This is a genomic window from Modestobacter sp. VKM Ac-2977 (genome assembly GCF_026968045.1).
Classification (GTDB): Bacteria; Actinomycetota; Actinomycetes; order Mycobacteriales; family Geodermatophilaceae; genus Modestobacter.
The window spans coordinates 973,565-987,659 of the sequence record NZ_JAPVBQ010000001.1 but is presented as its reverse complement, the minus strand read 5'-3'; the positions used below and the strand labels follow the sequence as shown (position 1 = coordinate 987,659).

Here is a 14,095-nt window from a genome sequence, read left to right as displayed (position 1 = left end):
ATGCCAGTCATGGTTGCCGACACCCGATCCCTGGACAGCACTCCCCCGGGGAGCACCGGCGGCGTACCCGAGAAGCCCTCGATCGACGGGCTGGAGGACAAGTGGGTGGCCCGCTGGGCCGAGGGCGACACGTACGCCTTCGACCGGGACGCCGCGCTCTCCGCCCCCCGGTCGCAGACCTACGCGATCGACACCCCGCCGCCCACGGCGAGCGGGTCGCTGCACGTGGGCCACGTGTTCAGCTACACCCACACCGACATCGTCGCCCGCTACCACCGGATGCGCGGCAAGCACGTCTTCTACCCGATGGGCTGGGACGACAACGGCCTGCCCACCGAGCGCCGGGTGCAGAACTACTACGGCGTGCGCTGCGACCCCTCGCTCCCCTACGACGAGGACTTCACCCCGCCGGAGAAGCCGGGCAAGGACCAGCTCCCGATCTCCCGGCGCAACTTCGTCGAGCTGTGCGAGCGGCTCACCGCCGTCGACGAGGACGCGTTCGAGGAGCTGTGGCGCCGGGTGGGCCTGTCGGTCGACTGGTCGAACGTGTACCGGACGATCTCGGAGTCCTCGCGGGCCACCGCGCAGAAGATGTTCCTGCACAACCTGGCCCGCGGTGAGGCCTACGCGCAGGAGGCGCCGACCCTCTGGGACGTCACCTTCCGCACCGCCGTCGCCCAGGCCGAGCTGGAGGACCGGGAGCGCCCGGGCGCCTACCACCGGATCGGCTTCGCCGGCCCCGAGGGCCCGGTGTTCATCGAGACCACCCGCCCCGAACTGCTGCCGGCGTGCGTGGCCCTGGTCGCCCACCCCGACGACGAGCGCTACCAGCCGCTGTTCGGGAAGACCGTCACGACGCCGCTGTTCGGCGTCGAGGTGCCGGTCGTGGCGCACCGGCTGGCCGAGCCGGACAAGGGCTCGGGCATCGCGATGATCTGCACCTTCGGCGACCTGAACGACGTCACCTGGTGGCGCGAGCTGCAGCTGCCGACCCGCGCCGTCATCGGCTGGGACGGCCGGTTCATCGCCGACCCGCCGGCCGACGTGCCCGCCGACGTCTACGTCGAGCTGGCCGGCAAGACCTCCTTCAGCGCGCAGCAGCGGATCGTCGAGCTGCTCCGTGAGTCCGGTGACCTGGTCGGTGACCCGAAGCCGATCACCCACCCGGTGAAGTACTTCGAGAAGGGCGAGCGCCCGCTGGAGATCGTCACCACCCGGCAGTGGTACATCCGCAACGGCGGGCGGGACGGCGACCTGCGCGACGCCCTGCTGGCCCGCGGCCGGGAGATCCAGTGGGTGCCCGAGCACATGCGGCACCGCTACGACAACTGGGTCGAGGGGCTCAACGGCGACTGGCTGATCAGCCGGCAGCGGTTCTTCGGTGTGCCGTTCCCGGTCTGGTACCGGCTGGACCCCGAGGGCGAACCCGACTACTCCGCGCCGATCCTGGCGCCGGAGTCGGCGCTGCCGGTCGACCCGTCCTCCGACGTCCCCGAGGGCTTCACCGCCGAGCAGCGGGGCGTGCCGGGCGGGTTCATGGCGGACCCGGACGTCATGGACACCTGGGCCACCTCGTCGCTGTCGCCGCAGGTCGCCTCGGGCTGGGAGACCGACCCGGAGCTGTTCGCGCACGTCTTCCCGATGGACCAGCGGCCCCAGGCGCACGACATCATCCGCACCTGGCTGTTCTCCACCGTCGTCCGGGCGCACTTCGAGCACGGCGCGGTGCCGTGGACCCACGCGACCATCTCCGGCTTCGTGGTCGACCCCGACCGCAAGAAGATGTCGAAGTCCAAGGGCAACGCGACCACCCCGATCGACGTGCTGGAGCGCTACGGCACCGACGCGGTGCGCTGGCGTGCTGCCGGCGCCCGGCCGGGTGCGGACTCGCCCTTCGACGAGGCGCAGATGAAGGTCGGCCGACGGCTGGCCATGAAGGTGCTCAACATCGGCAAGTTCGTGCTGGGGCTGGGCGCCTCTCCCGACCTGACGGCCGAGGCGGTCACCGAGCCGATCGACCGCGGGCTGCTCGCCTCGTTGGCCCAGGTGGTCGACGAGGCGACCGCGGCGATGGAGGCCTACAACTACACCCGGGCGCTCGAGGTCACCGAGTCCTTCTTCTGGTCCTTCTGCGACGACTACGTGGAGCTGGTGAAGACCCGCGCCTACGGCTCTGGCCCCGCGGCTGCTTCCGCCCAGGCCACGCTGGCGCTGGCGCTGTCGGTGCAGCTGCGGTTGCTCGCCCCGGTGCTGCCGTTCGTCACCGAGGAGGTCTGGTCGTGGTGGCAGACCGGCTCGGTGCACCGGGCGCTGTGGCCGGCCGCGACCGAGCTGCCGACCGGTGGTGACCCGGCGGTGGTGACGGCAGCGGCCGAGGTGCTGTCGCTCGTCCGCAAGGCGAAGTCCGACGCGAAGACGTCGATGCGCACCGACGTGGCGACGACGACGGTGACCGTGCCCGAGGCACGCGTGGCCGCGGTCGAGGCCGCCCGGGGTGACCTGGTGGATGCCGGCCGGATCGCGGAACTGACCGTCGTCGCCGGCGACGGCCCCCTCCGCGTCGACGTCGTCCTCGCCGAGACACCTCCGACCGCCTGACGCCGCCCGGCTGCTGCCCGATCCCCGGGCGGCAGCCGGCGGCGCCTGCCGGTGATGTGCACTGACGGCAGGTCCAGTGGCCGGAACGCGCCGTGGTCGCACATCGTCACCGTCCACAGCTGACGCGGCCGTCCACAGTTGCCGAGCGACGGCGCATCGGCCGCTACCGGTGACCGAGTGTGGCGCGCATGGCCCACGACATCGCCGCCCTCCTCGGTCGGGACGGCGTCACGCGCGTCGCCGACCTGGCCGGCCGCGTGGACCGACACACCGTCGGGACCTGGGTCAGAGCCGGCCGTTTGGAATGCCCGCACCCGGGGGTGGTCGTCCTCCCTGAACGCGCGGGCGAGTGGCGGGTCCGCGCGCTGGCCGCCGTCCTGGCCACGGACGGGGTGCTCAGCCACACCAGCGCACTGACCGTCTGGGGCGTGGCGTCCGCACGTCGGCACGTCCACGGGTCCATCCCCGCCGGGCGCCGTGCCCCGGTGCTGCAGGCGGTCACCAGCCACCGTGTGCAGCGGCTGGACCGGGCGGCCTGGGGGCCCTACCCGGTGACCTCGGTGCCCCGCGCTGTGGTCGACACCTGGGGGTTGGCGCATGGGCGGCCCGCCGAGCCGCGGCTCCCCGAGCTGGCGCGGGCAGCCGTCATCGAGACCCTCCGCGACGGGCGAGCCCGAGCCCAGGACCTCCGGTCTCAGGTCGAGTTGCGTCCCGCGCTCCCCGGCCGTCGCACCCTGACCCAGCTGATCGCCGCTGTCGAGGACGGCAGTCAGAGCGAACTGGAGCTGTGGGGAGTGCAGCACGTCCTGCGCGGGCCCGGGATGCCCGAGTTCGTCCAGCAACACCCCGTCCGGCTGCGCTCCGGCACGGTTCGCCTGGATGCCGCCGTCCTGCGCCTGAAGGTCGCCGTCGAGCTCGACGTCGCGGCCTTCCACGGGAGCGCCGAGGCACGAGAGCGGGACACCCGACGGGACGTCGCGCTGGCGGCGTGCGGGTGGGTCGTCCTCCGGTTCAGCTACCGCCGGCTGACGACCGACCCGGCTGGGTGCCGTCGGGAGATCCTGGCCGTCTGCGCGGCGCGGGAGGCCCTGCTCCGGGCCCGGTGATGTGCAGCTACGGCGGGTTCCTCGGCCAGAACGCGCCTGGAGTGCACATCACCCCGACCGACCGGGGCCGGGAACGCCGACGGCCCGCTCCCCTGCTGGGGAACGGGCCGTCGGAGGTGGTGCTGGGACTACGCGGACTTCTCGCGGGGGGCGCGGGCGGGCTTGCGGGGCACGAGGGTGGGGCTCACGTGCTCCAGCACGACCTCGCGGGTGATGACGACGGTGGCGACGTCCTCGCGGCTGGGGATGTCGTACATCACCGACTGGAGCACCTCCTCCAGGATCGCCCGCAGCCCACGCGCACCGGTGCCCCGCAGGATGGCCTGATCGGCGATCGACTCGAGCGCGTCGTCGGTGAACTCCAGCTCCACCCCGTCGAGTTCGAACAGCCGGCGGTACTGGCGCACCAGGGCGTTCTTCGGCTCGGTGAGGATGTTCATCAGCGCCGTGCGGTCGAGCTTCTGCACCGTGGTGATCACCGGGAGGCGGCCGATGAACTCGGGGATCATGCCGAACTTCAGCAGGTCCTCGGGCATGACCTGGGCGATGGCGTTGGCCTTCTCCACCTCGGCCTTGCCGCGCACCTCGGCACCGAAGCCGATGCCCTGCTTGCCGGTACGGGCCTCGATGACCTCGTCGAGCCCGGCGAACGCGCCACCGACGATGAACAGCACGTTGGTGGTGTCGATCTGGATGAACTCCTGGTGCGGGTGCTTGCGCCCGCCCTGCGGGGGCACCGATGCGGTCGTTCCCTCGAGGATCTTCAGCAGCGCCTGCTGCACGCCTTCGCCGGAGACGTCCCGGGTGATCGACGGGTTCTCGCTCTTGCGGGCGATCTTGTCGACCTCGTCGATGTAGATGATCCCGGTCTCGGCGCGCTTGACGTCGTAGTCGGCCGCCTGGATCAGCTTCAGCAGGATGTTCTCGACGTCCTCGCCGACGTAGCCGGCCTCGGTCAGCGCCGTGGCGTCGGCGATCGCGAAGGGCACGTTGAGCATCCGGGCCAGCGTCTGCGCCAGGTGCGTCTTGCCGCAGCCCGTCGGGCCCATCAGCAGGATGTTCGACTTGGCGAGCTCGACGCCCTCGTCACGGCCCCGGTCGGTACCGCCGGCCTGCACCCGCTTGTAGTGGTTGTAGACGGCGACGGAGAGCGTGCGCTTGGCCTGCTCCTGGCCGATCACGTACTGCTCGAGGAAGTCGTGGATCTCCTTGGGCTTGGGCAGCTCGTCGAACTTGAGGTCCGACGACTCCGAGAGCTCTTCCTCGATGATCTCGTTGCAGAGGTCGATGCACTCGTCGCAGATGTACACCCCAGGGCCAGCGATGAGCTTCTTGACCTGCTTCTGGCTCTTCCCGCAGAACGAGCACTTGAGCAGGTCGCCGCTCTCACCGATACGTGCCACCTGGCTGACCTCCACCTCGAATGGGACGACGCTGCTGCGGCCCCGTTGGTTCGTGCTGTGTCATGCCCTCGTCGACGCCCTTCCAGCTGGCGTTCGGTGCCCCTGCGGTCGTGGACCGGGGATCGGGCGTTCGCCGAACCTACCCGGCTGATCCGACGTTCCCGGGCAGGAACTCACCCGGGTCGCCCGGCCCGTAACACCCGCCCCGGCCCTCCCCCGCAACCCGGCTGAGTCGCGAGGACAGCGGGACGCCGGATGGGAGAACGGTACGGGCCGAGAGCGCGACACGCGCGCCCTCGGCCCGTCCCATCACTGCGTCAGGCCGGCAGTGCGTTGAGCTTGCGGCTCTGGATGACCTGGTCGACGATCCCGTACTCCATGGCCTCCTGGGCCGTGAGGATCTTGTCCCGGTCGATGTCCTTGCGGACCTGCTCCTGGCTCTGCCCGGTGTGCCGGGCCAGGATGCTCTCCATCTGCACCCGCACCCGCTCGATCTCCCGGGCGTGGATCTCCAGGTCGGTGACCTGACCGCCGGCCTCGCCGGAGGGCTGGTGGATCAGCACCCGGGAGTACGGCAGCGCCAGACGCTTGCCCTTCGTCCCGGCAGCCAGCAGGACGGCGGCCGCGGAGGCGGCCTGGCCCATGCAGACGGTCTGGATGTCGGGGCGGACGAACATCATCGTGTCGTAGATGGCCGTCAGCGCGGTGAAGGAGCCACCGGGGCTGTTGATGTACATCGTGATGTCACGGTCGGGGTCGTTGGACTCCAGCGTGATCAGCTGGGCCATGACGTCGTTGGCCGAGGCGTCGTCGACCTGCACCCCGAGGAAGATGATGCGCTCCTCGAAGAGCTTGTTGTACGGGTTGGACTCCTTCATGCCGTAGCTCGTGCGCTCCACGAAGGAGGGCAGGATGTACCGGCTGGAGGGCATCTCGAAGCTGCTGCTCATGGTCACTTCTCCGGTCCGTCGGTGACCGGGTTGTCGGTCGAGGTCATGGACTCCGCGCGGGTCACCACGTGGTCGACGAAGCCGTACTCGAGGGCCTCCTGCGCGGTGAACCAGCGGTCGCGGTCGGAGTCCTTCTCGATCTGCTCGACCGTCTGCCCGGTGAACTGCGCCTGCAGCTCGTTGAGCTGCACCTTGGTGCTCCGGAAGAGCTCAGCCTGGATGGCGATGTCGGAGGCGGTGCCGCCGACGCCGGCCGAGGGCTGGTGCATCAGGATCCGCGTGTGGGGCAGCGAGTAGCGCTTCCCCTTGGTGCCGGCGGTGAGCAGGAACTGGCCCATCGAGGCGGCCAGGCCCATCGCGTAGGTGGCGACGTCGCAGTCGATGAACTGCATCGTGTCGAAGATCGCCATGCCGGCGGTGACGGAGCCGCCGGGCGAGTTGATGTAGAGGTGGATGTCGCGCTTGGGGTCCTCTGCGGACAGCAGCAGCATCTGCGCGGCGAGCTGGTTGGCGATGACGTCGTCGACCTGGCTGCCGAGGAAGATGATCCGCTCACGCAGCAGGCGCTCGTAGACCGAGTCGTTGAGGTTCATCATCGAGCCGCCGGCGCGCATCAGCGGCGCGCCGGCGGTGATCAGGTCTGAGTTGCTCACGGGTGCGGTGACCTCCGTAGGACTGCGGTGCAGTCGGTCTCGTGGAACGGGTTGGCCGGTGGTCGGGGGCGACCGACGACGCTGCGGACGACCCTCGGTGCCGGTCGTCAGTGCGGCCTCGTGTGGTCGTCCTTCAGGGTTGCCTGAGTGTCACGTCGACCCTAACGCGCACCCCCGACCGGTTCCTCCCGGCGCGGGCCGGTGTTCGCCGTGGGCGCAGCGGCACCGGCGCCGACCTGCGAGGCGACGACCTGGACGGCACGCCGGAACGACAGCGCCGCCCGTACCCAACGGGGTACGGGCGGCGCAGGGTGTCGCGGTGGGTCAGGCCTTGCCGGCCGTCTCCTCGGTGTCGGTCTCCTCGACCGCGTCGGCCTTGGCGACCTCAGCCGCGTCGTCCTCGGCAGCGTCGTCCTCGGCGTCGGCCGAGTCGGCGGCGGCGGTGCGCGGACGCAGCGCCTCCAGGTCGACGACGTTGCCCGACTCGTCGGTGATCGTCGTCTCCTCCAGCAGCTGGGCCAGCGCCTTGGTGCGCCGCACGTCGGCGACGAACTCGGCGATGTTGTTGCCCTGCTGGAGCTGCTGGGCGTACTGCTCGGGGCTGACCCGGTTGCGCTGGGCCTGGGCCATGATCTGCGCGGAGAGGTCCTCGTTGTCGACGGTGACCTCGCGGGCGTCGGCGATGGAGTCGAGCACGAACTGCGTCTTGACCGCCTTCTCGACGTTCTCGCGCATCTCGGCGTCGTAGGCCTCGCGGCTCTCGACCTCGGCCATCGAGAAGTAGGCGTCCCAGTCCATGCCGGCCTGCTGGAGCTCGCGCTCCATGGCCTGGCTGCGCCAGCTGAGCTCCTGCTCGACCAGCTTCTCCGGCACCGGGACCTCGATGGTCTCCAGCAGGTGCTCGACCAGCTTGTCGCGGGCCTGCCCGCCCTGCTGCAGCACCTTGGTGCGGGCCAGCCGGGTGCGGACGTCCTCGCGCAGCTCGGCCAATGTGTCGAACTCGCTGGCGATCGAGGCGAACTCGTCGTCCAGCTCCGGCAGCTCCTTGGTCTTGACCGACCGGACGGTGACGGTCACGTCGGCCATCTCACCGGCCTGGTCGCCGGCGAGGAGGGCCGTGGAGAAGGTGGCGCTCTCGTCGGCGGAGAGACCGCGCACGGCCTCGTCCAGGCCCTGCATGAGGTTGCCGGAGCCGACCTCGTAGGACATGCCGGTGGTGCTGCCGTCCTCGAGCACCTCGCCGTTGAGCGTGGCCTCCAGGTCGATGGAGACGAAGTCGCCGTCCTCGGCCGCGCGCTCGACACCGGAGAGGGTGGAGAAGCGCTCGCGCATGACGGTGATCTGCTGGTCGATCTCCTCGTCGGTGACCTCGACGTCGTCGACGGTCACGGCCAGGGAGTCCAGCGGGGGCAGCTCGAGCGTGGGGGCGATGTCGACCTCGGCGGTGAAGGCGAGGGCCTCGCCGTCGTCGATCCGGGTGACCTCCACGTCGGGCTGGCTGATGACGCGGACCTGGTTCTCCCGGATCGCCTCGGAGTAGACCTCCGGGACGGCGTGCTGGACGACCTGCTCGAGCACGACCGGGCGGCCGATCCGCTGGTCGAGGACGCGGTTCGGGACCTTGCCGGGGCGGAAGCCGGGAACGCGCACCTGGCGGCCGAGCTCCTTGTAGACCTCACCGAAGGCGTGGTCCAGGTCGCTCCACGGCACCTCGATCGCGAGCCGGACCCGGGTCGGGCCCAGGTTCTCGATGGTGCTCTTCACAGCGGCGTGCTCCTCAGGTACGACGGGTATGGGCGCGGCCTCCGTGGGGACGGCGGCCGTTCGTGCCCGCGAGTCTTCCAGACCTCGCGGCAGTGTCGGGGTGACAGGATTTGAACCTGCGGCCCCCTGCTCCCAAAGCAGGTGCGCTACCAAGCTGCGCTACACCCCGTGGCCACCGGCGAGTCTAGGCCGACGGCCTGCGGACAGCGCCGCGCGGGCACGGGATAGGCTGGCGCGGTAAGCATGCGGGTGTAGCTCAATGGTAGAGCCCCAGCCTTCCAAGCTGGCCATGCCGGTTCGATCCCGGTCACCCGCTCCACGTCCTGACCGGCTCGGATGCCCGTTTGTGCGGCTCAGCCGGGCAGCGCCGCTCCTTCCGTGCCTCAGCGGCACTGACCCCTGTTGACCGCTGACCACCGCGTACCCGCTTGACCGACCTGTCCGGTCAGCACACCTGGCCGTCGTCCCCGGGAGGGCGCCGGCGGGGCCCCGGCATTTCGCAACAGGTCTCATCGTCGTGCCTTGTCCGTGCCTTGAGCACCGGCCAAGTGCCGGTTGCGGGGCTTGCCTGGGGTGGCCCGGTTCTTGTGGCCTGCTGGCGGCCGCCGTAGCGCCAGCCGCCGCCGTCGGGGATGTTGCCCAGCTTCTTCACATCGACATGCAGCAGGGCGCCGGGCCCGTGGTGTTCGTAGCGGCGGATCGGTTCACCGGTGACCCGGTCGACGTGGGACAGGCGCTGCAGCCGGCAGCGGCGCAGCACCTGGTAGGGCGGTTGAGGGCGCGAGGCCGACCCGGGACCTCCCTCGGCGGCGAGCGGTGGAGCCTCGATGCCGGCCAGGCCCGCGGCGACGAGCACGGCGGTCGTCGCCGTGCCGACCAGCAGCAGCCGCTCGACCAGCCCGATGCCCGGCACCGGATCGGCGCCCGCGAACACGACGGGGACGTGCAGGGCCAGGAAGGAGGCGCCCAGCCCGCCGAGGCCGACCGCCGCACCGCGCAGGGCGCGGCGAGCCGGGGGCGAACAGGTCGCCGCGACCAGGAGCCCGACGACCGGCGGCACCACCATCGCCACGGCGGCCGCCACCTGGTGCACCCGTCCCCACGTTGTCGTGTCGAGCCCGGGCAGGTCGGTGGGGAACGCGGCCACCGCGGCGAGGCCGACCGACCACAGGGCCAGCAGGCCGAGCGCCGCGGTCCGCACGGCACCGGCCGGGAGGCGGCGGTGCACCCCGAGGGCCGTACCGGCCGCCGCGATCTCCAGCCCCACCATGCACCCCGCGAGCCACCAGCCGCCGGCGGGCCGGTGCACGGCGTCGCTGAGCATGCCGTCGAGGGTGTCGCCGCCGACGACGTCGGTGCCGATCCCGGCCAGGACGGCGACGGCCACCCCGAGCAGGACGACCGGCAACCACGGCGCGGACCGGCTGCTGGTTCCCGGGACCGGGTGGACGTCCGCCGCGACGGCCGTCGCCGGCCCGGGTCGCGGCGGCGCCGCGAGCGCGGTCATGTCGGCACCAGGACATCGCGGCGGGGCTGGTCCGCCGTGCGGGAGCGGAGGCAGGCGTCGTAGAGGCCGACGAACGCGCTGAGCGTGGCGCCCAGGTCGTGCTCTGCGGCGACGGCCCGGGCGCGCCGGCCCATCCGCCGGGCGGACGCCGGGTCGTCCAGCAGGGCGGTCAGCCGCTCGGCGAGCTCCTCGACGTCGCCGTGCCGGTAGAGCCAGCCGGTCCGCCCGTGGTGCACCAGGTGCGGCAGCGCACCGGCGTCGACGCCCAGCACCGGCAACCCGGTGGCCATCGCCTCCAGGGTCACCAGGCTCTGCAGCTCGGCGGTGCCGGCCATGCCGAAAAAGTCCGCGGCCGCGTAGGCCTCGGGCAGCTCGGCGTCGCTCAGGACGCCGGTGAAGGTCACCGCACCCGCCACACCCCGCTCGGCGGCCAGCGCCTCGAGCCTGGTGCGCTCCGAACCGTCCCCGACGACGAGCAGGTGGAGGTCCGACCGCGCCCGGACCAGGGCGAGCGCCTCGATGAGCTCGTGCACGTTCTTCTCCGGGTCCAGCCGGCCGACGGAGGCCAGGACCGGGACGGAGGGCAGTCCGTACCTGCGGCGGAACCGGGCACCGTCGCGCCCGGGGGCGAAGCGGTCCAGGTCCAGCCCGCAGGAGATCGGCAGCACCGGCCCGGGGACACCGGCCGACTCGGCCAACGCCGCGGCGAACGGCGTGGGGCTGGTGACCACGTCGGCGAGGGCGAGCACGCCGGCGGCGTCCCGCCACGCCCACTGGTGCGCCCGGCGCCGGACGGCGGCGCCACCGGGCACGTAGTGCAGCAGGTTCTCCGGCATGAAGTGGTTGGTGGCGACCACGGGGATGCCCAGCGCGCGCGCCGCACGGAGCACCGCCCGTCCCACCAGGAAGTGGCTCTGGACGTGCACCACGTCCGGTCGCACCGTCCGGAGCACTGCTCGGACGCGGCGTTGCAACCCGGCGGGCGGGCAGATCCGGAAGCCGCGGCGGACGAGCACCGGCAGGGAACGCACCCGGTGCTCGGTGACGCCTCCGGTGGCCTGCGCGGAGGTGCTGTGGTGGCTCCGGGACGGGGCGAGTACGTGCACCTCGTGCTCGGTGGCCAGGCCGGCGGCCAGCCGTTGGGCGAAGTAGGACGCGCCGTTGACGTCGGGCGCATAGGTGTCGGCGGCGATCAGGATCTTCACTGGGGAACTCCTCGAGTCCGTAGGGAGAACAACCTCTTGGCGACGAACGAGACGGCGAGCACACCGACACCGAGGGCCGCGCTGAGCGAGACGAAGGCCCAGGGCGAGCTGGCGATCCCCGAGATGTGCGGACCCGCCAGCAGGCCGAGGGCGACCAGCACGGCCGCTCGCGCGGAGCTGGTGAACGCGACCCAGCCGACGAAGCGGCGGTAGGGGACGCCGGCCAGACCGGCGGCCAGGAACGCCGGGACGGCGCCGATGTCGACCAGCTTCGCGCCGACCACCACGCGAGGGAGGCGTCGACGCACGTCCTTCCGGAGCCGCGCGGCGCGGGCTCCGGAGACACCGAGCCGCGCGAGCAGCGGGAGCATGCGCCCGTGCCGCCCGCTCCGGCCGAGGGCGAACAGCAGGCTGTCGCCGACGACGTCGGCGGAGACGGCCAGCAGCCACACGGGCAGCAGCGCCAGCACACCGGCGCCGACCATCGAACCGGCCGCCACCGTGGTGGCCGGTCCCTCCAGCAGCATCAGCAGCGCCAGGACGAGATAGGGCTGCACCTGGTCGCTGCTCCCTCCCGACCCGCCCCGGGCAACGGGGCGGATCAACCGCCGGACCCTCCGGCGGCGAGGAGAAGCTAGGACGGCGAGGACGCCGTGGTCGTCGGCCTGCGGAGCTGTTCGGCATGGCTCCGCGGTGGCTGCACCAGGGGCGCGGACCAGTACCGGGGTAGGGGGTCCCCCCGCTCGGGAGAGGGACGACGGTCCCTGCGCGACGCTCTAGCGTGCATGCAGGCGAGCCCGCGGGAGGGATCGCCGGCGGGCCGGTGCCCGTCCGGACGGCGGAGAAGTGGCAGGTGGAGGACGGATGGCGGTGACCCGGCCGGACGACCGTGCCCCGGCGAGGTCCTGGACGGCCGGCACGGCGATCGCCGGGATCCTGCTGGTCCTCCTGCAGCTGCCGACCACCACGGGCATCTACGGGCTGCCGTTCACCGCCGCGCTGCTGATCCACCTGCCGCAGGGCCTCGCGCTCCCGCTGGCGTTGCGCCGTCCACTGCTCGCCACCGCCGTCCAGTTCGTGGCGGCGGCAGCCACCGCCCTGGCGCTCGACCCCGTCGACGGGCAGGCCTGGCCGCTCACCGTCCCCGGTGTCCTGCTCCTCGTGGCGCACGTCGGGCTGCTGGCGGTCTCCCGCGGCTGGCGGCTCGCTGCCCGGGTCTGGGGAGCTTCGCTCCTGGGCCTCGCCCTCTTGATGGCCGCCCAGGTGGTGGAGTGGGGCAGCGAGACCGCCGGCGACATCACCGTCGCGGTCTACGCGGCCAGCGCCCTGCTCGTGCTGGTGGCCGGGTCGGTGTGGCAGCAGCGGTCCCGGCTGGCCGGCGAGCTGTCGGCGGCCCAGCGGGACGTGGCGGTCGAGCAGGCCCGGCGGGCACTGGTGGAGGAGCGCACCCGGATCGCCCGGGAGCTGCACGACGTGGTGGCGCACACGATGTCGGTCGTGCACATGCAGGCCAGCACCGCACGCTTCCGGCTCCCCGACCTGGGCCCGGAGGCGGCCGCCGAGCTGCAGCAGATCGCGGGTTCGGCCAAGGCCGCCATGGCGGAGATGCGCCAGCTGCTCGGCGTGCTGCGGGACGACGGGGCGAACGCCCCGGTCACGCCGACCGCGACACTGGCCGACCTGCCCGAGCTGATCGCCGGGACGGCGCGCGGCGGAACGGCGGGCCGGCTGACAGTGGACCCGGCGTTGGCGACCCGGGAGGTCCCGGAGATCGTGCAGGCGGCGGCGTACCGGGTGGTCCAGGAGGCGCTGAGCAACGTCGTCCGGCATGCCCCGGGTGCGTCGGCGACGGTCGACGTCCGGCTCGCACCGGAGGGACACGCGATCGAGCTGACGGTCACCAACCCACCGACCGCCTCCCCGGTCGCTCCGCCCGGTCCGGGCATGGACCTCCGCGACCCCACCCGGGCTCGCCACGGGCTGATCGGCATCCGCGAACGCGCAGCGCTGCTGGGGGGCTGGTCGAGCGCGGGCCCCGTACCCGGTGGCGGATGGCAGGTGGACGCCCACCTGCCGCTGGCGGCGGAGGTCCCCGTCGCGACCGACCTGCCCGACCACGGCGTGGCGGCCGGACCAGGGGCTGCTCCGTGATCCGCGTGCTCGTCGTCGACGACCAGTCGATGATCCGGCTGGGCATCCGCTCCGTCGTCGACGCCCAGGAGGACATGACCGTCGTCGGCGAGGCGGAGAACGGGGAACGGGCGCTCGCGGCGGCCCGGAGCCTGCGCCCCGACGTCGTGCTGATGGACGTGCGGATGCCCGTCCTCGACGGGCTCGAGGCGACGCGGCGCATGCTCGCCGCAGACCAGCCGAACAGCCACCGGCCGCGGGTCGTGGTGCTGACCACCTTCGACCTCGACGACTACGTCTACGCCGCGTTGCAGGCGGGAGCCGGCGGCTTCCTGCTCAAGGACAGCGAACCCGAGGAGGTCCTGCGGGCGATCCGCGTGGTCGCCGGCGGTGAGGCCCTCCTGGCGCCGGGGGTGACCCGCCGGCTGATCGAGCAGTTCGTCGACGCCCGCATCACCGCCCGACCGCCCGACCCGGCGATGAACGGGCTGACCGAGCGGGAGCGGGAGGTCCTGACCCTGATGGCGGGCGGGCATTCCAACGCCGAGATCGCCGCAGAGCTGTTCATCGCCGAGCAGACGACCAAGAGCCACGTGAGCCGGGTGCTGCAGAAACTGCACCTCCGCGACCGTGTGCAGGCAGTGGTCTACGGCTACGAGAACGGGCTGGTCCGCCCCGGAGACCCGGACCGCTGAGCTGGTGGCGCGCCGTCGCGGCAGGTCACCGCGTACCGGAGCCGGCCCATCCGCTCAGTCCTCGTCGACCACGAGGACGACGTC

At 72.2% G+C, this 14,095-nt stretch carries 10 protein-coding genes, 2 tRNA genes and 2 pseudogenes; 5 read left to right on the top strand and 9 right to left on the bottom strand.

Going from position 1 to position 14,095, the window contains the following annotated elements:
- Positions 1 to 9 precede the first annotated feature (9 nt).
- Together valS and O2V63_RS04820 are read left to right on the top strand one after the other, a co-directional pair.
- Positions 10 to 2,598 carry a valine--tRNA ligase gene (gene valS / locus O2V63_RS04825; protein ID WP_269166423.1) on the top strand — a complete coding sequence of 863 codons (2,589 nt, stop codon included), beginning with the start codon at positions 10 to 12 and terminating at the stop codon, positions 2,596 to 2,598.
- A 320-nt stretch (positions 2,599 to 2,918) separates the two neighbouring features.
- The gene (locus O2V63_RS04820; protein ID WP_269166422.1) at positions 2,919 to 3,704 is read left to right on the top strand and encodes a DUF559 domain-containing protein; all 786 of its coding nucleotides are present in this window, start codon (positions 2,919 to 2,921) and stop codon (positions 3,702 to 3,704) included.
- 128 nt (positions 3,705 to 3,832) lie between these two features.
- Here O2V63_RS04820 and clpX read toward each other — a convergent pair whose 3' ends face one another.
- The 5 genes from clpX to O2V63_RS04795 form a co-directional block, all read right to left on the bottom strand.
- Positions 3,833 to 5,107, bottom strand: a complete 1,275-nt coding sequence (clpX, locus tag O2V63_RS04815) for an ATP-dependent Clp protease ATP-binding subunit ClpX (protein ID WP_269166421.1) — start codon at positions 5,105 to 5,107, stop codon at positions 3,833 to 3,835.
- Between the two features lie 317 nt (positions 5,108 to 5,424).
- Positions 5,425 to 6,057 (bottom strand): ATP-dependent Clp protease proteolytic subunit, encoded by a 633-nt coding sequence (locus O2V63_RS04810; protein ID WP_036336713.1) that lies wholly within the window; start codon positions 6,055 to 6,057, stop codon positions 5,425 to 5,427.
- Between the two features lie 2 nt (positions 6,058 to 6,059).
- A complete protein-coding gene (locus tag O2V63_RS04805) occupies positions 6,060 to 6,710 on the bottom strand; it encodes an ATP-dependent Clp protease proteolytic subunit (RefSeq protein ID WP_442928990.1) in 651 nt (216 codons plus the stop codon).
- Positions 6,711 to 7,034: 324 nt separating this feature from the next.
- Entirely contained in the window at positions 7,035 to 8,474 is a 1,440-nt protein-coding gene (gene tig / locus O2V63_RS04800; RefSeq protein WP_269166420.1) for a trigger factor, read from the bottom strand.
- Positions 8,475 to 8,569: 95 nt separating this feature from the next.
- Positions 8,570 to 8,643 (bottom strand) — tRNA-Pro (locus tag O2V63_RS04795).
- Between the two features lie 76 nt (positions 8,644 to 8,719).
- Between O2V63_RS04795 and O2V63_RS04790 the strand changes: the two genes are divergently transcribed.
- Positions 8,720 to 8,793 (top strand) — tRNA-Gly (locus O2V63_RS04790).
- 211 nt (positions 8,794 to 9,004) lie between these two features.
- Here O2V63_RS04790 and O2V63_RS04785 read toward each other — a convergent pair.
- The 4 genes and pseudogenes from O2V63_RS04785 to O2V63_RS04770 all read right to left on the bottom strand — a co-directional run.
- Positions 9,005 to 9,271, bottom strand: a pseudogene (locus O2V63_RS04785) (IS481 family transposase); the annotation flags it as partial.
- 104 nt (positions 9,272 to 9,375) lie between these two features.
- Positions 9,376 to 9,981 (bottom strand): annotated as a pseudogene (locus O2V63_RS04780) (DUF998 domain-containing protein); the annotation flags it as partial.
- Positions 9,978 to 11,186, bottom strand: coding sequence for a glycosyltransferase (locus tag O2V63_RS04775; RefSeq protein ID WP_269166419.1), 1,209 nt, complete (start codon positions 11,184 to 11,186; stop codon positions 9,978 to 9,980). The pseudogene O2V63_RS04780 and the gene O2V63_RS04775, both read right to left, overlap by 4 nt.
- Positions 11,183 to 11,743 (bottom strand): DedA family protein, encoded by a 561-nt coding sequence (locus O2V63_RS04770; RefSeq protein ID WP_269166418.1) that lies wholly within the window; start codon positions 11,741 to 11,743, stop codon positions 11,183 to 11,185. Before O2V63_RS04770 ends, O2V63_RS04775 begins: the two co-directional genes overlap by 4 nt.
- A 307-nt stretch (positions 11,744 to 12,050) precedes the next feature.
- Here O2V63_RS04770 and O2V63_RS04765 point away from each other — a divergent pair, with 307 nt between their 5' ends.
- Positions 12,051 to 13,337, top strand: coding sequence for a sensor histidine kinase (locus tag O2V63_RS04765; RefSeq protein ID WP_269166417.1), 1,287 nt, complete (start codon positions 12,051 to 12,053; stop codon positions 13,335 to 13,337).
- Positions 13,334 to 14,011 carry a response regulator gene (locus O2V63_RS04760; RefSeq protein ID WP_269166416.1) on the top strand — a complete coding sequence of 226 codons (678 nt, stop codon included), beginning with the start codon at positions 13,334 to 13,336 and terminating at the stop codon, positions 14,009 to 14,011. Before O2V63_RS04765 ends, O2V63_RS04760 begins: the two co-directional genes overlap by 4 nt.
- The last annotated feature ends 84 nt before the right edge of the window (positions 14,012 to 14,095 follow it).

Excerpts from the sequence above, each read along its gene's own strand:
- valS (WP_269166423.1), top strand. The coding sequence starts at position 10 with ATGGTTGCCGACACCCGATCCCTGGACAGCACTCCCCCGGGGAGCACC.
- O2V63_RS04810 (WP_036336713.1), bottom strand. The coding sequence starts at position 6,057 with ATGAGCAGCAGCTTCGAGATGCCCTCCAGCCGGTACATCCTGCCCTCC.
- O2V63_RS04765 (WP_269166417.1), top strand. The coding sequence starts at position 12,051 with ATGGCGGTGACCCGGCCGGACGACCGTGCCCCGGCGAGGTCCTGGACG.